General features: G+C 65.0%; 23 protein-coding genes. 9 read left to right on the top strand and 14 right to left on the bottom strand.

All coding sequences use genetic code 11. The features are described 5' to 3' along the window. Positions 1-134: 134 nt before the first annotated feature. From ACVWW6_RS19240 to ACVWW6_RS19225, 4 genes are all read right to left on the bottom strand, one after another. On the bottom strand, positions 135-731 hold the full coding sequence (locus ACVWW6_RS19240) for a Spy/CpxP family protein refolding chaperone (RefSeq protein WP_028176122.1): 597 nt from the start codon (positions 729-731) through the stop codon (positions 135-137). Between the two features lie 197 nt (positions 732-928). After that, entirely contained in the window at positions 929-1,933 is a 1,005-nt protein-coding gene (locus ACVWW6_RS19235; protein ID WP_060908523.1) for a TRAP transporter substrate-binding protein, read from the bottom strand. Positions 1,934-2,161: 228 nt separating this feature from the next. Continuing rightward, a complete protein-coding gene (locus ACVWW6_RS19230; RefSeq protein ID WP_011089175.1) occupies positions 2,162-3,724 on the bottom strand; it encodes a 2-isopropylmalate synthase in 1,563 nt (520 codons plus the stop codon). A 451-nt stretch (positions 3,725-4,175) separates the two neighbouring features. Next, positions 4,176-4,439, bottom strand: a complete 264-nt coding sequence (locus ACVWW6_RS19225) for a hypothetical protein (RefSeq protein WP_028176124.1) — start codon at positions 4,437-4,439, stop codon at positions 4,176-4,178. Positions 4,440-4,717: 278 nt separating this feature from the next. Here ACVWW6_RS19225 and ACVWW6_RS19220 point away from each other — a divergent pair, with 278 nt between their 5' ends. Together ACVWW6_RS19220 and ACVWW6_RS19215 are read left to right on the top strand one after the other, a co-directional pair. Beyond that, on the top strand, positions 4,718-5,950 hold the full coding sequence (locus tag ACVWW6_RS19220; RefSeq protein ID WP_182872326.1) for an SMP-30/gluconolactonase/LRE family protein: 1,233 nt from the start codon (positions 4,718-4,720) through the stop codon (positions 5,948-5,950). 131 nt (positions 5,951-6,081) lie between these two features. Then, positions 6,082-7,203 (top strand): D-alanine--D-alanine ligase family protein, encoded by a 1,122-nt coding sequence (locus tag ACVWW6_RS19215; RefSeq protein WP_456681248.1) that lies wholly within the window; start codon positions 6,082-6,084, stop codon positions 7,201-7,203. An 85-nt stretch (positions 7,204-7,288) separates the two neighbouring features. Here the strand turns inward: ACVWW6_RS19215 and ACVWW6_RS19210 are convergent, their stop codons facing one another. Then, on the bottom strand, positions 7,289-8,455 hold the full coding sequence (locus ACVWW6_RS19210) for a hypothetical protein (protein ID WP_456681247.1): 1,167 nt from the start codon (positions 8,453-8,455) through the stop codon (positions 7,289-7,291). A 223-nt stretch (positions 8,456-8,678) separates the two neighbouring features. On the opposite strand from ACVWW6_RS19210, the gene ACVWW6_RS19205 reads away from it, so the two are divergent. From ACVWW6_RS19205 to ACVWW6_RS19175, 7 genes are all read left to right on the top strand, one after another. Continuing rightward, the gene (locus tag ACVWW6_RS19205; RefSeq protein WP_271551256.1) at positions 8,679-9,782 is read left to right on the top strand and encodes an NAD(P)/FAD-dependent oxidoreductase; all 1,104 of its coding nucleotides are present in this window, start codon (positions 8,679-8,681) and stop codon (positions 9,780-9,782) included. Positions 9,783-10,036: 254 nt separating this feature from the next. Then, positions 10,037-10,159, top strand: a complete 123-nt coding sequence (locus ACVWW6_RS19200; protein ID WP_256380425.1) for a hypothetical protein — start codon at positions 10,037-10,039, stop codon at positions 10,157-10,159. Between the two features lie 98 nt (positions 10,160-10,257). Next, positions 10,258-11,133, top strand: a complete 876-nt coding sequence (locus tag ACVWW6_RS19195; RefSeq protein ID WP_110117013.1) for a branched-chain amino acid ABC transporter permease — start codon at positions 10,258-10,260, stop codon at positions 11,131-11,133. A 1-nt stretch (position 11,134) separates the two neighbouring features. Continuing rightward, on the top strand, positions 11,135-12,061 hold the full coding sequence (locus tag ACVWW6_RS19190; RefSeq protein ID WP_011089184.1) for a branched-chain amino acid ABC transporter permease: 927 nt from the start codon (positions 11,135-11,137) through the stop codon (positions 12,059-12,061). Beyond that, on the top strand, positions 12,061-13,542 hold the full coding sequence (locus tag ACVWW6_RS19185) for an ATP-binding cassette domain-containing protein (RefSeq protein WP_161533779.1): 1,482 nt from the start codon (positions 12,061-12,063) through the stop codon (positions 13,540-13,542). Before ACVWW6_RS19190 ends, ACVWW6_RS19185 begins: the two co-directional genes overlap by 1 nt. Positions 13,543-13,583: 41 nt before the next feature. After that, positions 13,584-14,822: an ABC transporter substrate-binding protein gene (locus tag ACVWW6_RS19180; protein WP_271551265.1), complete on the top strand. Its 1,239-nt coding sequence runs from the start codon at positions 13,584-13,586 to the stop codon at positions 14,820-14,822. A 189-nt stretch (positions 14,823-15,011) separates the two neighbouring features. Next, positions 15,012-16,322 (top strand): ABC transporter substrate-binding protein, encoded by a 1,311-nt coding sequence (locus ACVWW6_RS19175; protein ID WP_028176130.1) that lies wholly within the window; start codon positions 15,012-15,014, stop codon positions 16,320-16,322. Between the two features lie 210 nt (positions 16,323-16,532). Here the strand turns inward: ACVWW6_RS19175 and ACVWW6_RS19170 are convergent, their stop codons facing one another. The 9 genes from ACVWW6_RS19170 to ACVWW6_RS19130 all read right to left on the bottom strand — a co-directional run bounded on the left by ACVWW6_RS19170 (position 16,533) and on the right by ACVWW6_RS19130 (position 25,479). Continuing rightward, entirely contained in the window at positions 16,533-17,702 is a 1,170-nt protein-coding gene (locus tag ACVWW6_RS19170; protein WP_271551268.1) for a Gfo/Idh/MocA family protein, read from the bottom strand. A gap of 43 nt (positions 17,703-17,745) precedes the next feature. Then, positions 17,746-18,042, bottom strand: a complete 297-nt coding sequence (locus tag ACVWW6_RS19165) for a septal ring lytic transglycosylase RlpA family protein (RefSeq protein ID WP_060908527.1) — start codon at positions 18,040-18,042, stop codon at positions 17,746-17,748. Positions 18,043-18,146: 104 nt separating this feature from the next. Next, entirely contained in the window at positions 18,147-18,992 is an 846-nt protein-coding gene (locus ACVWW6_RS19160) for a CmcJ/NvfI family oxidoreductase (protein WP_456681246.1), read from the bottom strand. A gap of 360 nt (positions 18,993-19,352) precedes the next feature. Then, positions 19,353-20,291: an ABC transporter substrate-binding protein gene (locus ACVWW6_RS19155; RefSeq protein ID WP_456681245.1), complete on the bottom strand. Its 939-nt coding sequence runs from the start codon at positions 20,289-20,291 to the stop codon at positions 19,353-19,355. After that, positions 20,288-21,388 carry an LLM class flavin-dependent oxidoreductase gene (locus ACVWW6_RS19150; RefSeq protein ID WP_456681244.1) on the bottom strand — a complete coding sequence of 367 codons (1,101 nt, stop codon included), beginning with the start codon at positions 21,386-21,388 and terminating at the stop codon, positions 20,288-20,290. The genes ACVWW6_RS19155 and ACVWW6_RS19150 overlap by 4 nt, the downstream gene beginning before the upstream one ends. Before the next feature lie 30 nt (positions 21,389-21,418). Next, positions 21,419-22,591, bottom strand: a complete 1,173-nt coding sequence (locus tag ACVWW6_RS19145) for an acyl-CoA dehydrogenase family protein (protein ID WP_456681243.1) — start codon at positions 22,589-22,591, stop codon at positions 21,419-21,421. After that, entirely contained in the window at positions 22,585-23,385 is an 801-nt protein-coding gene (locus tag ACVWW6_RS19140; protein ID WP_271612986.1) for an ABC transporter ATP-binding protein, read from the bottom strand. The genes ACVWW6_RS19145 and ACVWW6_RS19140 overlap by 7 nt, the downstream gene beginning before the upstream one ends. Next, a complete protein-coding gene (locus ACVWW6_RS19135) occupies positions 23,379-24,401 on the bottom strand; it encodes an ABC transporter permease (protein ID WP_028176137.1) in 1,023 nt (340 codons plus the stop codon). The genes ACVWW6_RS19140 and ACVWW6_RS19135 overlap by 7 nt, the downstream gene beginning before the upstream one ends. Then, a complete protein-coding gene (locus ACVWW6_RS19130) occupies positions 24,379-25,479 on the bottom strand; it encodes an ABC transporter substrate-binding protein (protein WP_456681242.1) in 1,101 nt (366 codons plus the stop codon). The genes ACVWW6_RS19135 and ACVWW6_RS19130 overlap by 23 nt, the downstream gene beginning before the upstream one ends. Positions 25,480-25,589 lie beyond the last annotated feature (110 nt).

Genomic DNA, 25,589 nt, shown 5'->3' with positions numbered 1-25,589 from the left:
TTAGCAAAGCGATCCGGGTCTGGCAAGCGATGTGGCGCATGTTTTCCAAGGTTCTTCCACAGGCCCAAAAAAGCGAAAAGCCGCTGGATTCCAGCGGCTTCGCCAAGGTTAATCCCTGGAAAGTCCAGGTTGGCTCAGAGCCGGCCCTCGCGATCCCGGTCCGGGCCGCCGTCACGGTCGAAACGGTCGCCATGGAAGTGGTCCATGCCGCGCTCCATCATGCGGTCCATGCCGCGTTCCATGAAGTGGCGGGGCGGGCCGTCCTCGCCGCCGCCGAACGGGCCGCGGTGACGGGTCAGCACGGCGAGGCGCCGCTTCTGGCCCTCGTCCAGGGTCTTGTAGAGGGGATCGGCGGCATCGGCGATCTTCTTCAGGGCCGCGGAGGAAGCCGCCATGTCCTCGGCGCGCTGGCGCAGGCCGGCGACCGGATCCTCCGGCTTGTCGGCGGCGCCGGGGGCGGCACTCATGCGCGCATTGGCGCGGTCGATGCGCAGCTTGGCGAATTCGCGCACGGCGGCCTCGACCGGCGGCCACAGCTTCTCCTGGTCGGCGTTGAGCTTCAGCCCGGCATGGACGGCGGCGATCCGCGCGTCGACGAAGGCGGCGCGGTCTTCCGGGTTCATCCGGACGTGGCGGAAATGCTCCATCCACGGGCGATGAAATTGGGCATAGACCGCGCCCGAGCCGGCGATACTGAGCACGGCGATGGCTGCGATGGTGAATTTCCTCATGCGAACCTCCTCTGGAAGGATGCGCTGAGGATGGGCCCGGGGCATCTGACACGCAAATTACAACTTGGACAGGGAGGGCGTCCTTACGAAGATGTAACGCCTGATTTTTACCTCCAGCCGCAACCGGAAATCATTCGCAACAAAAAATGGGCTTCCGCGCCTGGCACGGAAGCCCCTTCATTCATGCATCGTCCGGATCAGTTCGTCGTGCTCTTCGATTCCTTCAGGAATTCGTCGATCAGCGGCTGGCCGACGCGGCTCGCGGCATCCTTGTAGACCGGCTCCATCGCCTTGCGCATCGCCTCGTCCTGCTCCGGCGTGAGCTTGATGATCTCGCTCTTGCCGCCCTTCTTGATCTCGGCGAGCGCATCGTCGTTCTCCTTCTGCGACTGCGCGTTGTTGAAGTCGGTGGCTTCCTTCATCGCCTTCGACAGCTGGTCGCGAATGTCGGCCGGCAGGTCGTCCCAGAACTTCTTGTTCACGATCACGACGTAGCCGATGTAGCCGTGATTGGTCTCGGTGATGTACTTCTGCACCTCGTGCATCTTCTGGGTATAGATGTTCGACCAGGTGTTCTCCTGGCCATCGACCACGCCGGTCTGGAGCGCCTGGTAGACTTCCGAGAACGCCATCACCTGCGGCAGCGAACCGAGCGCCTTGAACTGGGCCTGCAGCACGCGCGAGGACTGGATGCGGAATTTGACGCCCTGGTAATCGGCCGGCGCGATCAGCTTCTTGTTGGCGCTCATCTGCTTGAAGCCGTTGTCCCAATAGGCAAGGCCAGTGATGCCCTTGGCGTCCAGGAGCTTGAGCAGCCGCGCGCCGAGCGGGCCTTCCGTCACCTTCCGCAGCGTCTTCAGGTCGGGAAGGATGTAGGGCAGATCGAACACCTCGAACTCGCGGATGCCGAGCGGGCCGAACTTGGAGTTGGACGGCGCCAGCATCTGCACGCTGCCGAGCTGAAGCGCCTCGAGCTCTTCCTTGTCCTTGTAGAGCGTCGAGTTCGGGTAGACCTCGACCTTGACCTTGCCGCCGGTGTACTTCTCGGCGAGCTCCTTGAACTTCTCCGACGCCTTGCCCTTCGGCGTATCGGTGGCGACGACGTGGCTGAACTTGATGATGATCGGCGATTGGGCCGATGCCGGCATGGCCAAGCCAAGTGCCAGTGCCGCGACGGACGCCGCGATCGCGAAGGTGCGCATGATCTCTCCCTGTTGTTATTCTCTTGGGCTGCCCAACGCGGGGCGCCTTATCCAATAGCCGCGAGCATCAATAGCGGCTGGGAGACCGAGCCGCTATTGGCCCTTAGCAGGGCAGCTATTCGCCACCACAACCGGCGTCATTCCGGGATGGTCCGAAGGACCAGACCCGGAATCTCGAGATTCCGGGTTCGCCTCTTCGAGGCGCCCCGGAATGACAAGCTTCGCTTGTCAGCTCGCCGCCGCCGTCGTCACCGTATCGCGCTGGCGCTTCATGACGATCTTGTTGAGCGCGCCGAGATAGGCCTTGGCCGAGGCCACCAGCGTATCGGGATCGGCCGCGCGCGCCGTCATCGAGCGGCCGTCATGCGACAAACGCACCGAGACTTCCGCCTGGGCGTCGGTGCCTTCGGTCACCGCGTGGACCTGGTACAGCTCGAGCTTGGCTTCGTGCGGAACGAGGCGCTTGATGCAGTTGAACACCGCGTCCACCGGACCATTGCCCTCGGCCTCCTCGATCTTGATCTGGCCGTCGACGTCGAGCTTCATGGTCGCGCGCTGCGGGCCATGGGTGCCGGCGATCACGGTCAGCGAGGTCAGCTTGATGCGGTCGTGGGAGGCCGCCATCTCCTCGTCGACCAGCGCCTCGATGTCCTCGTCGTAGATGTCCTTCTTGCGGTCGGCGAGCGCCTTCATCCGCGTGAACGCATCTTCCAGCTGGTTCGGACCGAGCTTGTAGCCCATCTCCTCCAGTTTGTGCACGAAGGCATGGCGGCCGGAGTGCTTGCCGAGCACCAGCGAGGACTGCTTCAGGCCGACCATTTCCGGCCGCATGATCTCGTAGGTGGAGGCGTCCTTCAGCACGCCGTCCTGGTGGATGCCGCTCTCATGCGCGAAGGCGTTCCGGCCGACGATGGCCTTGTTGTACTGCACCGGAAACGAGGTCGCCGCCGACACCACCTTCGAGGCGCGGGTGAGCTGCGTGGTGTCGATCTTGTTCCAGTAGGGGAATTTGTCGTTGCGCACGTTGATCGCCATCACGATCTCTTCGAGCGCGGCGTTGCCGGCGCGCTCGCCGATGCCGTTAATAGTGCACTCGACCTGGCGCGCACCGCCGACGACCCCGGCCAGCGAATTGGCAACGGCCATGCCGAGATCGTTATGGCAATGGACCGAGAACACCGCCTTGTCCGAGTTCGGCACGCGCTCGATCAGCGTCTTCATGAAGTGGGTGTATTCCTCCGGCACCGTGTAGCCGACGGTGTCGGGGATGTTCACCGTGGTCGCGCCGGCCTTGATGACGGCCTCGACGATGCGGCACAGATAGTCCATCTCGCTGCGGGTGCCGTCCTCGGCCGACCATTCGACATCGTCGATCTGGTTGCGGGCACGCGCGACCATCGCGACCGAGGTCTCGATCACCTGCTCCGGAGTCTTGTTCAGCTTCACCCGCATGTGCAGCGGCGAGGTCGCGATCACGGTGTGGACGCGGCCGCGCTTTGCGAATTTCACAGCCTCGGCGCAGCGGTCGATGTCGGCGGGATGGGCGCGGGACAGGCCGGCGATGACGGCGTTCTTGGAGCGGCGGGCGATCTCGCTGACCGCCTGGAAGTCGCCCTCGGAGGTGATCGGGAAGCCGGCCTCGATGACGTCGACGCCCATATCATCCAAGAGCTCGGCGACCTCGAGCTTCTCCTCGAAGGTCATGGTGGCGCCGGGGCACTGCTCGCCGTCGCGCAGCGTGGTGTCGAAAATGATGACGCGGTCCTTGTCGGACTTGTTCACGGGGGCCATTACTAGATTTCCTTTTGAGCTTTTGCGCCGTTCAATGCTGGGCGCTTGAGGTGTCCGGTGATCTCGACCAACCCCTGAGCGCCCAGGCGCGTGGCGCCCAGCCGGCCCTCAGGGGCAAGTAAGAAGAAGGCCGCCAAGAAGGAGGGTGGGCAGCAGCGCGGCCGGGATCGTGGCGGCGGCCAGAGCCACCTCCCCCGAAATCCCATCGATTTGGCCGCGAATCAGCATTGCCAGACCCTTTTGAGCCCTCAAATCCTCGGTCAAAACCGTTGACGGTTGGTTGCCGGGAGGCCCGATGCGCCTGTTTCTAGACGAGAAATGGCCGCAACTGCAACGCCAAAAGATGGCCAGGAAGACTGACCTGATCGGCATCGCGTCGCGTGACGCGCACTTCTGGCTGACGGCGAGTAGATTGCGCTTCGCTCCATCCGAACGACGGAGCAACGTCAAGCTATCCCGCGCGGCGGGCACGGGCCCTGCTCTCCCAGCGATCCAGCATCTGGCCGAGTTCGCCGGTGGCCACCTTCGCAACCGCGTTGGAATTCGCAACTTCGTTGGTGTTGGCGGGCGTCGTGGCGCGCAGCCAGCCCGGCTCGCTGTATTCCCGCCAGCGCCGCGCCTCCGCCCGACGCTTGCGGGAGGCGAGATCGCGGGTGAAATAGCCGGCGGCGAATGCGACGGCGAGCGCAATGACCAGTGCAACAACGGCTAACACAGAGAACTCCGGTATTTGCCCCGCACACCGTTCTGCCAGCATCGCGCACGAGGTCAAGGCTTGACAGGTCTCAAAACCGGTCCCGGTTAACAGCTCGCGGGCGAGGCGAATTGTCGACTTTCACCTCGCACAGCCCCGCAATGCGGCGATGTTGCGGCGATCTCGCGGCATCGCGCGGAGGCTGCGAACCTGCCTCTCGCAACCTGACGCGGACCAGACTAACCTTCGCCGCGCTCGGTCGGATCAACCGGCCAGCCGAACATGACCGGGAGGACGCGATGACACGCCAGGAGGCTCGTGACCACGAGCCGCGTGACCAGGATGCTGCGCTTTCACGACGAACACTTGTCCGGGGACTGGCGCTCGGCGCCGCGGCCACAATGGCCGGCCCCGCGCTGGCCCAGACCGGGCCTGCCGCACCACCGACGACGATCACGACCCCGCCCCGCGATTTCGGCCCCAACGGCGCGCCGACAACCTATTTCTGGGACCCCGACATCATCGCGGTCGATCCGTCCTTCGACGATCTCGCGCAGCCCAACACAGCGATCAAGCGCCTCTACACCGGCGTGCTATGGGCCGAAGGTCCGGCCTGGAGCGCGCAGGGCCGCTATCTGTTGTGGAGCGACATTCCCAACAACCGGCAGATGCGCTGGAGCGAGGACGACGGCCGCATCAGCGTGTTCCGCTCCCCTTCCAACAACTCCAACGGCAATTCATTCGACTTCCAGGGCCGCCAGCTCTCCTGCGAGCACCTGACACGACGCGTGACGCGCTACGAGCACGACGGCACCGCCACCGTGCTCTGCGACAACTACAACGGCAAGAAGCTGAACTCGCCGAACGATGTCGTTGCGCATCCCGACGGCAGCTACTGGTTCACCGATCCGCCCTATGGCGGCCAGTTGTACGAAGGCGAGCCCGACGCCGCGGGCGGCCCGAGCAATTCGGGTGGCAAGCTCAATCCGCGGATCGGACAGCCGGCCGGCTTCACACCGGGCAAGCGCGAGCTGCCGACCAACTGCTACCGCATCGATCCCTCAGGCCGCGTCGACCTCGTCGTCACCGAGGAGCAGGTGCCGGATCCGAACGGCCTGTGCTTCTCGCCCGATTTCAAGAAGCTCTACGTCGTCTCCACCGGCAAGGGACCGGGCGACAGCGGCCCCGGCGGCAAGGGCGAGATTTTCGTGTTCGACGTCGGGACGGACAACAAGCTCTCCAACCAGAAGCGCTTCTCCGACTGCACGATCGACGGCGTGAAGTGCGGCCCGGACGGCGTACGCTGCGACGTCAACGGCAATGTCTGGGCCTCCAGCAATGCCGGGCGCGCCGTCGGCTATAGCGGCGTGACGGTGTGGTCGCCGGAGGGCAAGCTGCTCGGCCGCATCCGCCTGCCGGAGGTGTGCGGCAACATCTGCTTCGGCGGCCCCAAGCGCAACCGCCTGTTCATGGCCGCGAGCCAGTCGCTCTACGCCGTGTTTACGGCGACGCAAGGCGCGGGACCAGGCTGAACGGCACAAGCCTTTAATTGCGACACGGCGCCGGCGTGCCTCGCCGGCGCCGAATTGTTTCCATCGCTCCGTCGATGCTTGAATCGGGCAACAAAGGGTGACTTCCGAATCGAGCGCGTGATAATTGAGCCATGGCAGACAAAATTCGCGTCGTTGTTCTCTATGGCGGCAGGTCCGGTGAGCATGAGGTCTCGCTGAAATCGGCCGCTTCGGTATTCAGGCATCTCGACCGCACCCGCTTCGAGGTGATCCCGGTCTCCATCGACAAGACGGGCCGGTGGCAATGGAACGATCTTCGTTCACTCGATCAGGCGCACGCTGCGGCGTTGCCGATCCTGCCCGATGCGCCGGAGATGCGGCTCGCGAGGGGACCCGACGGACGCGGCGTCCTCATGCCGATCATGCAAGGCGCGGCCGCCCCGATCGAGATCGACGTTGTCTTTCCTGTCATCCACGGGCCGCTTTGCGAGGACGGCACCGTGCAAGGCCTGCTGGAATTGGCCGACGTCGCCTATGTGGGATCGGGCGTTCTCGCCTCCGCCGTCAGCATGGACAAGGATGTCGCCAAGCGGCTTGCTGAATTCGCCGGCATTCCGGTCGCGCCCTATCGCGTGCTCACCCGCAAGGCCTTCGTCCAGGACCGCATCTCATCGCTTGCGAAGGCGGTCGAGGGCCTGAACCTCCCGGTCTTCGTCAAGCCGTGCAACATGGGCTCCAGCGTCGGCATCCACAAGGTCAAGACGCAGGATGCGCTCGAAGCGGCGCTCGATGATGCGTTTCGCTATGACGTCAAGGTGCTGGTCGAACAGGGCATCGACGCGCGCGAGATCGAGGTCGCGGTGCTCGAGGACGAGACGCTGTTCGCCAGTCTCGCCAGCGAGCTGAACCCCAACGCCCATCACGAGTTCTATTCGTACGAGGCAAAATATCTCGATCCCGATGGCGCTCGGGTCGACCTTCCGGCCAGGCTCGACCCGGCACAGATGGAGCGCGTCAGGTCACTCGCAACCCTGGTGTTCGCGGCGCTCGAATGCAGCGGCTTCGCCCGCGTCGACTTCTTCCTCGACCGGAAAACCGGCGAGTTCTGCTTCAACGAGATCAACACCCTGCCCGGCTTCACGTCGATCAGCATGTATCCGAAGATGATGGAAGCGTCGGGCGTGCCGTATGGCGAGCTGCTGAGCCGCCTCGTCGATCTGGCGCTGGACCGGCACCGGCAGCGTCAATCGCTGGAACGGGGTTACGCGAGCTAGGCGCCGGCGCGATCCGCCGGCGCCCGATCCGACCGACCCCAGGCTGACCTCAGCTGAGGTCAGGCACCGGAGGCGGCACGGCCCGCTAATCATCGCCACGCTTCGGCGGCGCCGGCACAGCGGTCCGATTGGCGGGTACGATCTGCGGCTGGAACGCGAACACCTCGCGGCTGCGGTCGTCCACGAACACCTTCAGCCAATGCACGTCGTTGTTGCCGTTCGCCTGATTGTCGCCGAAGGTCTCAACGCGGACGAAGTTTTCGAGCCGCCGGCCCTTGCTATCGAGGAATGGCCGGTCGATACGGAAGTAATGGGAGTCGCCATGAACGTAGGCGACGGGCTTGCCGAAGGCGACCACCTCATCGCGCAGCGCAACCAGGAAAGCCTGGAAACCATCCGGATTGGCGTCCGTTTGCGCAAGCGTCTTCGGGTCACGCAACGGCGCGCGGGTTCCGTCCGACTGATCCCAGCCCGGGTCCGCCTGCGAGATGAACATGATGGCCGCGGCGCGATATGTTCTCGCCATCTCGAAGGTCTGCTGCATCCAGAGGATGTTGGCGTTGTTGCGCGCGGCCCATTCGGCGTCGTCCGGCAACGTATCGCAACGATTGTTGCACGATCCCTGAATGTTGAGCGTGGCGTAGACGACGCCCTTCATGATCCAGCGGCGGTTTTCGACGCACCCGGTCAGCTGGTTGTTGTGATCGAGGCACAGCTTGTCATGCTGCACCTGCTGCTTGATCGGCCGCTGGCCAAGGGAATAGTCAGTGCTGAAGAAAACCTTCCGCTCGTGGTCGAGCCTGTCGCGCGAGTTGAACGAGCCGTTCGCCGGCCGGTCGCAGTCGGTCCAGTCATTGTCGCCGGGGGTCACCATCGCGGCGGATTTCAAGGCATCGAAATATCCGAGCCCCTGCTGATACAGAGCGTCACTGCACGTCGTGGGAGTCACGGATCCCGGCGTGCCGCTGCCGGCTTTCAGGTCGCCATCATGCACCGTGAAGGCCAGCTTCTGGTCGTTCATGTCGGCGATCAGATTCGGCACGCCGACCTGCGCCTCGAGGTCGGAATATGGCAAATCGCCCCACAGCCCGATGGCATAGGCCCGGCTCTCGCCTCCCCTGCCCCGGTCGTCATCGTCAGCATGCGCGCTGACGATCGAACAAATCGCAAAGCAGGCTGCAAGCACGAGAAAACTCATCTTGCGCAGCCTGCCGTAGACGTCTTCCAACTTCCCTTCGCGAAGTCTCGTCATCGTCGCTCCCCAGAACAGCTTTGGACAGAACAAGGCTCGCCGCAGGCAGCAACGTTGAATTGTCCTGCGCCAGACCCGATCTACGAAAATGAGAAGAAGCCCCACCTGCGGCTTCAAATTGCCGCAGTGAACGTATCCACCGGGTATGACGCCCGCGTGAAACATTTTGAAACACGGCACAGCTGATGAAGTCGCGCGCCGCGGGATCGACAAGGGAGAGAACATGCGCGTTGTGGTCTGCGGCGGCGGCGTGATCGGGGCCTGCACGGCTTATTTCCTGCGCCGCCGCGGCATCGACGTGACCGTCGTGGAACGGACCGAGGTCGCGGCCGCCGCGTCGGGCAAGGCCGGCGGCTTCCTGGCACGAGACTGGTGCACCGGCACGCCGCTCGATGCGCTGGCCCGGCGCAGCTTTGCGCTTCACGCGCAACTGCCGGAGGAGATCTCGGGCGATTGGGGCTACCGGACGATGACCGCCTATAGCGGTTTCGTTGCGTCCGACGGCGACGCGCGCCGGGATGCACCGTCCGCGCTTGGCTGGCTCAGCGACGGCGTCGTCATTGCACAGCGCATCGGCACGGCGGAGACGACTGCGATCGTTCATCCCCGCAAGTTCACGTCGGCCGTGATGAACGCAGCGCTGGCGCAAGGCGCGAAGCTTCATCCTGGCCGCGTCACCGGCATCACGCGCGGCACCGACGGAATGACAGCCGGGGGCGTCGAGATCGATGGTGACCTCATCGAGGCGGATGCCGTCGTGATCGCGATGGGACCGTGGTCACTGCTCGCGGCGCAATGGATGAGCCTGCCCCCCGTCTACGGCCAGCGCAGCCCGAGCATCGTCTACGACACCGCCGCCGACGCGCCGGCCGAGGCGTTATTCCTGGAGAGCGAGGAAGACGGCAGCGCGGTGTCGATCGAGGTCTTCCCACGCGCGGACGGCAGCACGCACATCACGGCTCTCTCCGACATCGCACCGCTGCCGCTCGATCCCGCCGCCGTGACGCCCGATCGCGATGCGATCGCGCGGCTGCAGACCGTGTCCGAGCGGCTATCGCCGCTGTTCCGTCCCGAAAGGATCATCGCGCAGCAGGCCTGTTTCCGTCCGGTGACGCAGGACGGCTTGCCCTTGATCGGCAAGGTGCCGCGGAGCAAAGGCCTCTATGTTGCGACCGGGCACAATGTCTGGGGCATCCTCAATGCGCCGGCGACGGGGGAAGCGCTGGCAGAACTGATCGCTGAAGGCGCAACGCGCGAGATTGACTTGTCGCCATTCGACCCCGCCCGGCTGACACCGCTCGATCCATCCCTGCTGCAAGCACGCTGAAGCGCTCGCCGACATCGCGGCTCCTCAACCGCCGATTGCTCTCAGCCTTTGATACTCACGCATGCCCGCCGACGGAATCTGCATGCCTGCGGCAGGATCAGTGTCTCACGCCTCTTTTGCCTGCAATTTACGCAGCGCTAGACTTTAGTCCTCTCTCATAATCCTGAACGCAGTTTCACTTGCCGGGGAAGTCTCGGCCGGTATAGTCGCGACACAATGGCTCACAAGAGGCCTGTTCAAAGGGAGAGAACAACATGAAGAAACGACTCTCTGTTGCATTGCAATTGGCGCGCGACACGGCCACGGCCGGCGCGCCGAAGGACGTTGCAAAGGCCGACGTCTGGCTTCCCAGCCTCATCAAACCCATCACAGGCTGATCGGGACTGCTCTCCGGGCGTGAGCTCGGAAGCGTTCACATGCGCTCCATACAGCACCTTCCCTAAAGGAGGCAGCTCGTCTGCCCGGCCAATCATCAATGCGAGCTTTCCAGATCCTGATCGATGGCTTTGCCATCAGCGCTCTCTACGCTCTCGGTGCCACCGGCTTCACGCTGATCTTCGGCGTCTCCGGCGTGCTCAACCTCTCCCACGGTGCCATCATGGTGGCGGCAGCCGTCGCCGCCTGGGCCGCCGCCAGCATCCTGAACGTCGGCACCTATGCCGGCGCGCTGATCGGGGTCGCGGTCGCCCTCCTTACGGCCTTCGCCACCTATTTCGCCGTGGTGAAGCCGATCCAGGATTCCCGGCGCATTCCGAATGAGGAGAAGGAAATCTTCGTCCTTACCGGCACGCTGCTATGGGGCATCATGATCCAGGAGCTGATCGCCTATTTCTTCACCAACAACGCCAAGACCGTGCTGCCGATCGTCGAAGGCGTCGTCGAGATCCTCGGCGTGCGCACGCCGAAGAACGAGATCTTCACCGCGATCGTCTGCTGCCTCGTCATCGCGCTGCTGTGGCTGCTCGTGAACCGCACCCGCACCGGCAAGGCGGTGCTGGCGGCCTCGATGAACCCGCGCGGCGTCACGCTGCTCGGGCTGGAGCTCACCAACATCTACATCGTCGTGTGGGCGATCTACGGCATCCTCGCCGGCATCGCCGGCGTGCTGCTCGGCATGTTCCTCGGCGTCAGCTCCTACAGCGTCGGCCCTCTGACGGCGAGCGCGTTCTCGATCGTCGTGCTCGGCGGGCTCGGCAGTGTCTCGGGCTCTCTGATCGCGGCCTTCGTGGTCGGCTATCTCGAAACGCTGACGGCCTATCTGGTCTCGCCGGCCTATCGCACCATTCCGGCGCTCTTGCTGCTCGTGTTCGTGATGTACATCCGGCCCCAGGGCCTTCTGGGGAGGCGCTGAGATGTCCACCTTCTTCACTTCGCGCCTGTTCTTCGTCTCGCTGGCGCTGGTCGTGATCGCGGCGACGCTGCCGCTTTATGTCTCCGGCTACGTGCTGGGCCTGCTGACCGTCGCCTTCTATTTCGGCGTGTTCGCGATGGCCTGGGACCTGCTGTTCGGCTTCGCCGGCGAGGTCAATTTCGGTCCGACCTTCCTGATCGGCGTCGGCGCCTACACCGCCGGCATCCTCAACGCCCAGTTCGGCTGGTCGGTCTATCTCTGCATCGTGCTCGGCGCGCTTGCCTCGGTCATCGCCGGCCTGGTGCTGGCGCTGCCGGCACTGCGGGTGCGCGGGCCCTATTTCGGCCTGACCACGCTGGTCGCAGTCTTGATGCTGCAAAATTTCATCGTGGTGTTCGCCGACCTCACCGGCGGCGAGATCGGGCTCACCATCCCCGACGTCATCAGCATCAATGCCGGCACGAATTACTGGATCGCGCTCGGCTTCATGACCATCTCGGCCGCGATCCTCTACGGCCTGTCGCAATCGCCGATCGGCCTCGTGCTGCAGGCGAGCGGCCAGGATCCGGTGCAGGCCGGCGCGCTCGGCTTCAACATCGTCAAGCACAAGCTCGCCGCCTTCATCGTCAGCGCCTTCTTCTCCGGGCTGTCGGGTGCGCTCCTGGTGTTCTATTTCGGCACCGCCTCGGTCGGCACCGTCGTCGACGTCGCGGTCGGCGTGAACGTGATCGTCTCGGCCGTGCTCGGCGGCCGGCGCACCGTGCTCGGCGCGGCGCTGGGCGCGATCTTCCTGATCGTCGCCGGGGAATTCCTGAGGCCCACCGGCGAGCTTGCAACCTTCATCGTCTCGGCGGTCGCGCTGCTCGTCGTGCTGTTCTTCCCCGGCGGCTTCCTCGGAGCGGCCCTCTCGCGCGAGGCTCGTTCGTGATGGATATGAGGCTTTCAAACCGGGCCGTGCTGGAAGTCCGCGGCCTGACCAAGCGTTTCGGCGGATTGACCGCGGTGAAGAACCTCGGCTTCGAGGTCAACAGCGGCGAGATCTTTGGCCTGATCGGGCCGAACGGCTCCGGCAAGTCGACCGCGATGAAGAGCGTGATGGGCATCGAGCGCCCGACCTCGGGCGAAGTGGTCTTCGAGGGCGAGGACGTCGCGGGCCTCCCCGCGCACAAGATCGCGCGCAAGGGCTTTGGCATGGTGTTCCAGCACTCGCGGCCGCTGAACCGGCAGACCGTGCTGGAGAATATCATGGTGGCGCTGCTGCCGGACAGCCTGTTCATGCTGTTTCCGGACAAGGCGCTGGTCGAGCGCGCCAAGTGGATCGCCGACCGCGTGGGCTTAGGCAACGTCATGAACCGCCGCCCGCCGACGCTGCCGTTCGCTGATCTGCGCCGGCTCGAGCTCGCCAAGGCTATCGCCCGCGATCCAAAAGTCGTACTGGTGGACGAGCCCTTTGCCGGGCTGACGCGGGCCGAGGTCGATATCTTCTCCGACCTGATCCGCAGCTTCCGCGACGACGGCCGCGCGGTGATGCTGGTGGACCACAACGTCAAGAGCGTCGCAGCGCTGGTCGACCGCGTGCTCGCGATGTATCTCGGCGAGGAGATCGTCACCGGCAAGGCCGAGGACGTCATGAAGAACGAGACGGTGCGACGGGTCTATCTCGGCGGCGCCATCGAGACCCATGCGCGGCCCGAGACCAGCTTCAAGGACAAGGTGCCGCTGCTCCAGGTCGAGAATGTCAGCGTGTTCTACGGCAAGGCGCAGGCGCTGGACAACGTCTCGATCCACGTCCACGAAGGCGAGTTCGTCTCGGTCGTCGGCCTCAACGGCGCCGGCAAGACCACGCTGTTCAACACCATCTCCGGCTTCCTGCCCTATAGCGGCGAGATCGTGCGCGGCGGCGACAGGCTGCGCGGCACGAGCCCGGCCAGGATCGCGCGCAGCGGTCTCGTGCAGTGCCCGGAATCGCGCGAGCTGTTCGGCGAGATGAGCGTACGCGAAAATCTCGATCTCGGCGGCCAGCATCTGTCCGACGACAAGCGCGCGGCGCAGCTCGCCTGGCTGTTCGAGCTGTTCCCGATCCTGAAGGAGCGCCAGGGCCAGATGGCGCAGACGCTGTCCGGCGGCGAGCAGCAGATGCTCGCGATCGGCCGCGCCCTGATGATGCAGCCGCAGATCCTGATCCTGGACGAGCCGACGCTGGGCCTTGCCCCCGTCATCCTCGAGCAATTGTCCAAGGCGCTGACGAAGCTGCGGCAGACCACGTCGATCACGGTGCTGCTCGGCGAGCAGAACGTCACTTTCGCGCTACCGCACGCCGATCGCGTCTATGTGCTCGAACACGCCAGGATCGTCTGGGAGGGCGATCCCGGCCGCTTCGCCAGCGAAGCCGGCGCCGATTTTCTTTAAGTCCGTCAACATCAACAAAAAAGCATAGAAGGGAAACGACCATGCGACCATCGACCATCCTGAGCGGCAGCTTCCTCGCCTCCGCGCTGGCGCTCTGCCTCGCCGCGCCCGCCTACGCGCAGTCGAACGATCCGATCAAGATCGGCGTGATCGCCGAGGTGCAGTCGATCGCGGGCGCCGCGACGCCGGGCGGCGCGCAGATCGCCGCCGACGAGATCAACGCCAAGGGCGGCATCCTCGGCCGCAAGATCGAGATCGTCACCTACGACAACAAGAGCTCCTCGGCCGACTCGGTGCGAGCGTTCCAGCGCGCGGTGAGCGAGGACAAGGTCTCCGCCGTGATCGCGAGCTATATCAGCGAGGTCGTGCTGGCGCTCGAGCCCTGGGCGGCGCGGCTGAAGATGCCGCTGATCACCCCCGGCGCCGCCTCGAACGAGATCACCAAGGCAATCCACAACGACTATGAGAAGAACAAGTACACCTTCCACGGCTATCTGACGTCGGCGGCGCAGGCCCAGCTCGTCTGCGACGCCGCCAAGGACCTGCTCGTCGACAAGCTCAAGTTCAAGACGGTCGCGATCATGAGCGAGGACGCGGCCTGGACCAAGCCGCTCGACGTCGGCTACGAGGCGTGCCTGCCCAAGGCCGGGCTGAAGGTCGTCGAGCACGTGCGCTTCTCGCCGGATACCACCGACTTCACGCCGATCTTCAACAACATCGAAGGCAAGAAGCCCGATGTGATCGTGACCGGCATCTCGCATGTCGGCGTGCAGCCGACGGTGCAGTGGAAGAACCAGCAGGTGCCGATCCCGATGTTCGGCATCAGCGCGCAGGCGCTGAGCCCGACCTTCTGGAAGGACACCAATGGCGCCGCCGACGGCATCCCGTCGCTGGCGGTGGCCACTCCGGATGTCGCCGTGACCTCTAAGACGAAGCCGTTCGCGGCCGCCTTCAAGGCCAAGTTCGGCTCGCCGCCGGCCTATACTGGCTACACGGCCTATGACGAGGTCTACTTCATCACCGAGGCGATCAAGCGCGCGGGCTCGACCGATCCCGACAAGATGGTCGCCGAGATCGAGAAGACCGATTACGAGGGCACGATCGGCCGCATCCAGTTCTACGGCAAGGACGACGAGTTCACCCACGGCATCAAGTCCGGCCCCGGCGCCGTGACCGGTCTCGTCTTCCAGTGGCAGGACTCCAAGCAGGTCGTGGTCTGGCCCGAGAAGATCGCGGAAGGTAAGCTGAAGTTTCCGAACTTCGTGAAGCTGTCGCAGTAACCGGCTCGCACCGGCATCAGGCCCATCGCTCCGCGGGGAGCGGTGGGCTTTTTGCTGTCTTTCGCAGATGCGTTGTGCGGCGGCGCACCGCGTATCGACCTTGGGCGATGTTGACTTTCCGCCGTCCCCCTCCCCATACTTCGCAAAAAGATAACAACCAATCATAAGACGGTCTTGAGGGAGGATAGGATGCCGACTTCACGCAGGCAGTTGCTGAAGAGCTCGGCGGCTGCCGCCGCCGCACTCAGCCTCGATTGGACAAGGGCCCAGGCGCAAGCCGAGACATTGCGCATCGGCCTGATCTACGACCTCACCGGCCCGTTCGCCGCCGGCGGCTCGGTCGCCTCGTCAATCGGCGCGCAGATCGCGATCGATCTCGTCAACGAGAAAGGCGGCATCGGCGGCAAGACCAAGATTGCTCCAGTCGCTGCGGATTCCCAGAGCAAACCCGACGTTGCGATCAACGAGGCCGAACGCCTGATCAGCCAGGAGAAGATCGACATCATCAACGGCGTCTATGCGAGCTCGCATGCGGTGCCACTCGCGGCGAAGGTCGAGCAGCAGAAGAAGATCCTCTGGATCACGACCGCGGTCTCGACCGCCGTGTTCAAGGACAAGAACCTGCAATACGTGTTTCGCGCGCAGATCCATTCCGACCAGTATGGCCAGGCTTTTGCCGGGTTCCTCGCCGAGCATGCGAAAGCAAAACTCGGAATGGATCCCAAGGAGGTCAAGGTCGCACTGATCCATGAGGACGGCCCCTACGGTGTTGGCGTCGCCGCCGCCGACGAGGCCTACGCCAAGGAGGCCGGCATCCAGGTGGTGCTGCGTGAGGGCTATTCGGCCTCCGCGCCCGACCTCTCGGTGCTGGTGACCAAGATCAAGCGCGCCAAGGCCGACGTGATCTCTCATGCGGGCTACAACCCCGACATCACCCTGTTCCTGCGCCAGGCGCGCGAGAGCGGACTGCGCTTCAAGATGCTGTTCGGCGCCGGCGCCGGCTACAGCCAGCTCGACAAGCTGCGCGCCACTTTTGGTCCCGACATCGACAATTTCTGCAACATCGATCCCGTGCCGGCGCAATTGCTCGATCCGGCAAAGCTCGCACCGGGTATCGGCGATCTGACCAACGCCATGGTCACGCGCTACAAGGCCAAGACCGGCGCCACCGACGTGCCGCCGCACTGCTCGATGGGCTTCAACCAGACCTGGGTGCTGCTCAACAACGTGCTGCCGGTCGCCAAGGAAAAGTACGGCAGCTTCGAGCCCGAGGCGATCCGCAAGGCCGCGCTCGACGTCGACATCCCCGCCGGCGGCACCATCCAGGGCTATGGGGTAAAGTTCTTCCCGCCGGGCACGCCGCTCTCCGGCCAGAACGAACGCTCGACGCCGGTCGTGATGCAGAACGCCGGCGAGCACATCTCGGTGGTGTGGCCGACGAACATCCGCACCCAGGACCCGGTGTTTCCCCTGCCGAAGGGCTCGACCTACGGGGCGTGAGGGGGTTCTTCGCCTCTCCCCGCTTGCGGGGAGAGGCCGGAATACGCGCGATGCGCGCGGATTCCGGGTGAGGGGGAGTCTCCGCGAACTCCGCTGTCACAGTCCCCGCGGAGACTCCCCCTCACCCCAACCCTCTCAGCGCGAGCGAAGCTCGTCGCGGCCCCGCAAGCGGGGCGAGGGAGCTCCGTCCCGCCGCGGTAACGATCTCCCCTACAACACCACCCGCCGTCCCTCTTCCGCGGCCCAATACCCCGCGTAGTTCACCTTGATCGTCTCGTAGGCCAGTGCGAGGTCCGACAGCGGCTGCCGGCTGGTCGCGGCGCATTCCATGAAGTCCTGGATTTCCTGCAAATAGCCGCGCGTCCACTCCTCCTCGAGGCAGACATATTGCCAGCCGGTTTTGCGGTCGACCTTTTCGGTGACGTAGACGTTTGCGAGCTTCTCCTCGGAGGTCTGGTAGCTCACCAGATGCGTGTTCGGGGTGATGTTGGCGAACAGCGAGCCGCCGCTCGTATAGGTCTCGATCAGGTTGCGCACGCCGCCCATGATCATGTCGCCGGAGAACACGGTGGCCTTGGTGCCGTCGGAGAACGTCGCCGTCAGCGTGCCCCAATCCTCGACATCGACGGGGTTGGCCTTGATGTAGGTGCGCTCCTCCGGCTTCAGGCCAGCGGTGACGTTGCCGACATCGCCGGTGACGCTGGCGACGCGGATGATTTCACCGCGCGCCCTGGCCTCGACCTGCTTGAGATAGAGCACGGCGGAGAGCGGATGGCAGCCCATGCGGATCAGCGAGCCGCCGCCGGTCATCGCCCATTGCGCGGCGTGGGCCGCGTGCGAGCCGGAATGGCTCTCCTCGCCCTTCATGAACAGGATCTTGTCCTTGGTCGCCTTGATGATCTCGGCGGTCTTGGTCACGGCCGGCGCGTAGATCCAGTCCTCGGCGTACATGAAGAGTTTCCCGGTGCGCTCGATCGCGGCGCGCGTCCTGTCCATCTCTTCGATCACGCGCTCATACATCAGCGCCTTCGGCACGTGCTTGCCGATCGGCTGCGTGTCGCCCTCGCGGCCGAAATAGCCGGCGAACGGCTTTTCGCAGATCACGTGCTTGCCGGCCTGCATGCTGGCGACGATCATCTCCGCATGAAGGTTCGGCGGCGTGCAGATGTCGATGACATCGAGCTCGCCGTCCGCGATCAGCTCGGCGAAGCTCCGATAAACACGCGGGATATTGTGATGCTGGGCGAACGCGACGACCTTCTCGCCGCGCGCAGCCACCGCCGCGACCTCGACGTCCACGCCATAGACGCGCCGGAACGCATACATGTGCAGCTCCGACACGAAGCCGCAGCCGACGAGTCCCACCCTGATCCTGGCCATAGCGCCCCCCTGCTTTGGGCGGCACTATAGCGCGCCTGGAGCCCTATTCCACCGAGACGCGCACCACGCCCGCGCTCATCATGCCGAGCGCGCGGGCGGCGGGCACCGAGAGATCGACGATACGGCCGCGGATGAACGGGCCGCGATCATTGACGCGACACTGGATCGAGCGGCCGCCGTAGGACACCCTGAGCACGCTGCCAAACGGGCGCGTGCGGTGGGCGCAGGTCAGGTCGGCGCCTTTGCCTTTTCCGTACCCGTAATATGAGGCAAGTCCGCTTTCGGCATGCGCCAGAGAAAATGTGGCAAGACAAAACAATAAAGTGGTCAGCGCTCGCACGGCACCGCTCCCCGGTTGACCCTGCCCCGCGCTGCAAACGTCGCCTTGTTCCCCTAAGTTCCGGGAACACTGCCGGGTCACCCCGGCAGTGCCATCACACATTGTTACTGTTTGTGGAACACCAGCGTGCGCAGCTCGATGCTCTCACGTGGCGGCGCATCGGCGGGCGTGGTCGGATCGACAAAGGCGGTATGCGGCCCGAAGCGGGTGCGGCCGTCCGTTGCGGAATCGTAGCACTTGAGCAGAAGCGCCTCGTCCGGCGTCATCTCCGGGAAATAGAACCAACGGTGGTTCGGATTGTATTTCACCGAATAGGTCTCGCCGCGGCGATTGGGATAGATCAGGTCGGAGGCGATGAGATCCTCAGGCGCCACCGTGGTGCCGTCGGCCATCGCCAGCGGTGAATCGCGCAAGGGGCCGCGGATCGGCCGCCAGAGATTGATCACCTGCACACGCCCCTTCAGAAGCTCGTCGGCCTCGTCAGGCAGATGCTCGCGCACGCGGTTGGCGCCGGAGACGGCGGTCTGGTCGACATGGACACGCGTCGCCGGCTGACGCGGGCCACCATCGCGAATATCCGGGGCGCCCTCGACGCGCCTGCGCACGGTATGGTCGAAGATGACGACGCGATCGGCCTTCAAGGTCGCCCGCAAAAAGGCCACGACGGCGGGATAGTAGACCGCCCTCACCTCCTCGTCGTTGTAGAAGTCCTTCACTTGGGTCGGATGGCGCACCAGCGCAAAGCCTTCGCGGTCGAGCGAGATATTGTTCGCGATCAGCCGCGCGTCGAAGATCGGCACCTGATGCGGCTCCGGCAGCGACGTGCTCTTCGGCTCGCCCGGCGGCGGATCGAACGCGTAGGTGCGCGGCTTGCCTGAAATCGGCGCGAGATAGTTGAGTTCGGCGGTGACGAAGGGAAGCGATTCGATTCTTGTTTCTTGCAGGCCCATGGCCGGTCTCCCGATGTGGTCGTGGGATTGATTTTTGACGGGGTAGAGCGCGCCGCAAGGGAGGTGACGCAAATAGCAATGCAGCTGTTGTTAAGCGGAGGGAACGCAGAACGAATCTGTCGAGAACGGCGGTCGCTCTGGCTACGTTCTTCTCGCTTCACGGATGCTTGAGGGCCTCGTCAACCCTCGTACCCCGCCGCCGTCATTCCGGGGCGCCCGCAGGGCGAGCCCGGAATCCATCGGGCCGCAATCTTTGTAGATCAATGGATTCCGGGCTCGCGACTTCGTCGCGCCCCGGAATGACGCCGGTGCAGCACCTCACGCCAGAGCGCGTCCGGGACACGCGAGTGTGCCTAGCAGCTACAGCCCCGCCTTCGCAATCGCATCCGCAAAGGAGCGGTCGACGATCTCCGCCGCATCGAGCTTCTGCTTGATCAGGCCCCAGCGGAGGTACAAATCGATCGTGCCCTGCTCGTCCGCGACCACGCCGTCGTCGATTGGCGCGATGCGGATTTTTGCACGCGACAGCCAGTTTAGCGGCACGGCGGTCGGGATGTTCATCAGCCTGCCCCAGGTCGCGGCATAGCCATCAACGTTGTTCAGCGACCACGCCCGCGCGGCGGTGAGGCGGCGGATGAAGTCGGTCAGTTCGGCACGCTTGTCCCTGATAGCGTCGGGCCGCGCCACCTGAAAACTCAGGCCCGGCGTCAGGCCCTCCGAGGTGATGATGCGGCGCGATTTGAACAGTACCTCTTCCTGGCTCACATAAGGCTCCCAGGTCGACCACGCATCCACGGAGCCCTGCGTGTAGGCGATCTTGGCATCCGAGGGCGCGAGGAACGCGATTTGCACGTCGCTCGCACTCCAGCCGCTTTTCTCCAGCGCGGCCAGGATCAGCTGATGGCCGATCGAGCCGCGGCCGGTTGCGATCTTCTTGCCGCGGAGGTCGGCAAAACTCCTGATCGGCGAATTCTCGGGCACCAGGATGGCGAGCCCCTCGCGCGTCTGCCGGATCGCGGCGATCGCCTTCACCGGCGCGCCGGAGGCGGCAGCGAAGGTGAAGGGCGCGTCACCAACGAGGCCGGTCTCGATCGCGCCGGCGCTGAGCGCCTCCAGCAGCGGTGCGGCGGCCGGAAACTCCTTCCACTCGATCTTGTAGGGGACATCCTTGAGCTGGCCTGCCGCTTCCATCACAGCCTGCGCATTGCCCTTCTGGTCGCCGACGCGGAGCGTGGTTTGCGCTGCCGCCAGTTCCAACGAACCGAGCAGCAGCGCGCCGGCCAACATGAGGCGGATCATTCAGCCGCCTCGCCGCGGGCGACCTGACGCTTGGCAACCAGCTCGCGCGTCAGCGGGATCAACTCGCGGCCATATTCGATGGCGTCGATCAGCGGATCGAAGCCGCGGATCAGGAAATGGCTGATGCCGAGGTCGTAATAGTCGCCGAAGACTTCGGCGACCTGCTCGGGCGTGCCGACCAGCGCCGTGGTGTTGCTGTTGGCGCCGGTGAGCTTTGCGATCTCGGTCCAGAGCCGCTTGTCGATGCGGCTGCCCTGGTCGGCGAGCGCGAGCAGGCGCCGCGCACCGGCGGTGGCGTGGCCGTCGGCGGGCTTGCGATAGCCGGTCTTGTCCTGAAGCGCAGTGGCGCGCGCCAGGATTTCTTCGGCCTTCTCCCAGGCCTGCTTTTCCGTGGGCGCAATGATCGGGCGCACCGAGAGGCTGAAGCGCGGCGTCGGCCGGCCCTGCCGGACCGCGGCATTGTGAACGCGGGACGTGACGTCGCGCACCTGCGCATAGGATTCGCCCCACAGCGCGAAGGTGTCGGCATGCTTGCCGGCGACATCGATCGCCGCGTCCGAGGCGCCGCCGAAATAGATGCGGATGCCCTCAGAACGATACGGCTTCACCTGCGAGAAGGCATTCTCGACCTGGTAGTACCTGCCCTTGTAGGTGAACGGCTTGTCGCTGGTCCATTCCAGCTTGAGGACATCGAGGAACTCGGAGGTCCGGTCGTAGCGCTCGTCCTTGTCGTCGAGCGTGTTGCCGTCCTGCCGGAGCTCGGTGGCGTTGCCGCCGGTGATGACGTGAAGCGCGACGCGGCCGCGGGAAAACTGGTCGAGCGCTGCGAACTGCCGCGCCAGCAGTGTCGGCGCGGTGAAGCCGGGCCGCTGCGCGATCAGCACGTTGAGGCGGCTGGTCGTGTTGAGCACGTGCTGGGCGACCTGGAGCGCGTCCGGCGTCGTCGAATGAAACGCCAGCAGCGCACGATCGAAGCCGGCATTCTCATGCGCCTTGGCCACCGTCTCGATGTGGGTGGGGTTGAGGACCGGCCCCTCTCGGACGACAGTTTCGGACGAATTGTTGTTGCTGATGAAGCCGATGAACTCGATCGACATGATCGTCTCCCTGATTGTTTTGCGGAAAAGCTAGAGGTCCAATGCGGCGCGGCCGAGGCCGGTGCGCGTGGAATCGTCCTGCGGCGTGTGCACGCGACCGCACAGCACGTCGCGATAGTGCCGCTCCAGTGGATTGGTGCGAGAGAGGCCGTGATTGCCGGTAAGCGACAGCGCGTCCTCGACGGCGGCCACGGCATTGTTGGTGACGGTGAGCTTGATCACATTGGACTCGGCCGCCGAGAGCTCGACACCGTCGTCGAAATCGTCGGCAAAAGAGACGATCAGCCGCGCATTGACCGCGAGCCGGGCCTCGACGGCGCCGAGGATCTCCTGCGCACGCGGCAGAGTCGCGAGCGGCGCGCCAAGGCTGGCGGGGACGCGTTGCTTCAGGAACGAGATCAGCCAGTCGCGCGCGGCCCGGGCGACACCGTCATAGATCGCGGCAACGAAGATGGCGTGCACGGTCGCCTGCGTGACGTCAGGTCCGCGCCAATCGGCGGGCTTGCGGACATCGACCCCGGAATCGAGCGGGATCACGACGTCGTCGAAGATGACGTCATGGCTGCCGCTGGCGCGCAGGCCGTGATGGTCCCATGTCTCGACGATGCGCGTGCCCGGCAGGCCCGCCGGCACCAGGAACTGTCCGACCCGCGGCTCCGCCTCGTCGGTCCGGGCCCAGACCAGATACCATTTCAGGATCGGCGATCCCGTCGAATAGATCTTGTGGCCGGTCAGGCGCCAGCCGGTCTCAGTGCGCCGCGCGATCGTCGCCGGCAGGCCGCCGCGCGCAGGCGAGCCGAGCTCGGGCTCGACGCGCAGCGCGTTGACGAGTGCAAGGCCTTCGACAGTCTCACGCGCAAGCTTGCGCGACAACCGGGCGGGCCAGGTCGGACTGCGCGCCATGACGAGATGATTGATGTAGTGCATCGACAGCACCAGCGCGGTCGACGGATCGGCCTTGCCGATGATGCCGATGACGCGCGCGGCGTAGCGCGCACCGGCGCCGGCCCCACCATGGACTGCGGGAACCGTCAGCGACAGCAGGCCCGCTTCCGACAGCTCGCGAAAATTCTCGAACGGGAAGCTGCCGTTACGGTCATGCTCGGCCGCGCGCGCGGCAAAGCCTTCGGCCAACGCCTCGGCGCGGGCGATGTAGTCGGGTTCGCTGTGCGCCGTGCGGCCCTTGGGTGCGGAAACTACCATGTGGCGTCCAACCCCAACAGACCAAGGATCTGGCGGCGCAGATCCGCAAGATATGGATCGCCGCGATGGCGTGGATAGGGCCGGTCGACGCGGATGTCGGCTTTCACCCGCGCGGGACGGTCGCTGAAGACGATGACGCGGTTGGCGAGCACCAGGGCCTCCTCGGCATCATGCGTCACCAGCAGCGTGGTGAACCCCTTGCGCTGCCAGAGCGCGACGATCTCGGCCTGCATGGTGATGCGGGTGAGCGAGTCGAGCTTGCCGAGTGGCTCGTCGAGGATCAGGATTTTGGGATCGTTGACCAGTGCACGCGCCAGCGCGACGCGCTGCGCCATGCCGCCGGAGAGCTGGTGCGGATAGGCGTTGCGGAATGACGCAAGGCCGACCAGATCGAGCGCGTCATCCACGCGCTGCCGCTGGCTCTTGAGGATGCCCTGGGCCTCGAGGCCCAGGGCAACGTTGTCCCAGACCGACCGCCAGGGAAACAGGGTCGGATCCTGGAACACGACGACGCGCGAAGGATGCGGCCGGGTGATGCGGCTCTCGTCTTCCCGCAAGCTTCCCGCCTTGGGCTTGTCGAGGCCGGCAACGAGCCGCAGCAAGGTCGACTTGCCACAGCCGGACGGACCGAGCAGCGCGACGAATTCGCCCGGCTCGACCGAGATGCTGACGTCGCTCAGCACCGGCAGCTCGGCGCCGTCGATGTCGAAGGCGTGGCTGACCTGCTCGATGTCGAGCGCGGCGCCGGCGGCGGGATGCGTGGCGACTTCGGCCAGTGCGGCTGCGGCTACCATTTCACGGTCCCCTTCTGCCAGACCAGCAGGCGATCGCGGATCGAAAACAGCAGCGTGATCGCGCCGGAGCAGAGCAGCGACATCACGATCAGCGCCGCGTACATGTTGGCGTAAGCCGCCCAGCCCTGCGCCCATTGCAGATACCAGCCGAGGCCGGCCTTGACGCCAATCATCTCGGCGACGACGAGCACGGCAAAGGACGAGCCGAGCCCCATGAACAGGCCGACGAACACATGCGGCAGTGCCGCGGGGATCGCGACCTTCAGCACCAGGAAGGACGGCTTTGCGCCCAGCGTGCGCGCGACGTCGTAATAGGCGTTGCTGACGCTCGCGACGCCCGACCAGGTCAGCACGGTGACGGGAAAGCCGGTCGCCAGCGCGATCAGGAAGGTCGAGGCGCTCCAGCTCGACGGGAAGGTGAAGAAGGCAATCGGCAGCCAGGCGGTCGCCGGCAGCGGGCCGATGAAGCGCAGCACTGGATGCACCCAATAGCCAACCGCACGCGACCAGCCGATCGAGACGCCGGTCAGGAATCCTATCGTGGCGCCGATCAGATAGCCGCCGAGCTGGAGCTTGACCGAGGCGAAGACGCTGTCGAGCAGCTTGGGCAGGTCGTCGGTGTAGACTTCGATGATCGACTGCGGCGGCGGAAAGAACGGCAGCGGCAACCAAGCGAATTTTGCGGTGGCGACTTCCCACAAGGTCAGGAAGGCACCGAGCGCGACGAGCCAGGGCGCGCGCTTATGCAACGCCTTGCCCGCCGAGCCGAGATAGTCGGCACCGACGGTCCCGAACAACGCGACGGCCGCGATGACGAAGGCGGCGATGCCGAGCGAATGGGTGCGCGACCAGTCGCCGACATCTTCCCACCACAGGCAGGACAGGCCGAAGGCGATCCAGGCGACGCTGGCAAGAATACCGACGCCGGATTCACGGACCCAGCTCGCAAGCAGCGGCGCGCGGGCGAGGCGCGGTGCGCCGGAGGCAAGGCCGTCAGACAGCGAATACGTCGACATAGATGCGCTCCGCGAATTTGGCAGTATCGGTGCTCTGCTTGAAGACCTGCACGCTCTTCAGGTCGTCGGCATAGGCCTTGAGCTCGCGCTTCAGCACTTCGCCGACGGGATGATGGTGGTGGGTGTGGTAGCGCACCATGCCCTCGATATCGGCAAGCGTCGCCGCTTTCGGTGCGTAGGGCTGGAACGATTTTGCGGCCACCGTCGGGTTCTGCGAGGTGAACATCGCGGCATCGAGCAGCGCCTGCGTGATGGCACGGGCGACCTGCGGCTCCTCGCGCACCAGGCTGCCGCGCAGGCCGACGATGCAGCAGCTCTTGTCGCGGTATTCGCTGTCGAGATTGGAGGCGACTTCCTTGTACTGGCTGTCCTTCAGCCAGAGATAGGCGAGCGGATCGGACGACAGGAAGGCCTGCACCTCGCCCTTCTCGACGGCGACGTTGAGGAGATTGCCGGGATAGGCGCGCCAGTCGACGTCCTTGACCGGATCGATGCCGAGCTTGGCGAGCTGGATCGAGAAGAAGTTCTTGTCGGGACCGGCGAGATCGCCGACCGCGACGATCTTGCCCTTGAGGTCGGCCAGCCTGCTCACGCTGGAATCGGTGCGCGTCAGCACGCGCATGCAGCCGCCGTGGGTGCCGGCGGCGATCTTGACGTCAAAGCCCTGCTCCAGCGGCTTCAGCCAGCGCAGCGCCATGCCGAGACCGGCATCGCTCTTGCCGGTCGCGATCGCTTCAAGGAGCTGGTCGGTCGAGCCGGAATAATTGACGAGCTCGACGTCGAGATTCTGCTTCTGGAAGAAGCCGTGCTCGATGGCGACGGGCAGCGGCGCGAGGCAGACCGCGCCGGCATTCCACGACAGCTTTAGCTTACGCGGGGCACCCGTCAGCGCGGGCGCGTCAGATGCCGTCCGGCACAGCGGAAACTCGGAGAAATCGATGCCGGACCCGATCGGCTGCGGCGCGAAGGCCTGTGCGCCGAGCGCACCGAGCGGTGCGGCGAAAGCCGCAGCCAATCCCGCCTGGAGCAGATGGCGACGGTCGAGACTCGATCCGCCGCGCTTGTTCTCGTTGTTCATCGGGCCCTGGCTCCTGCGCTGGCACGTCTCCGCCGTTTGCGCAACGAATGTCGTTGCGCATGTTCCGTACGGAGCTGCGTTGAGAGAATGTCTTTCCGTCGGCGCTCCCG

The sequence above is a fragment of the Bradyrhizobium sp. USDA 3311 genome (assembly GCF_054062495.1).
This window is presented reverse-complemented; position numbering and strand designations above follow the sequence as displayed.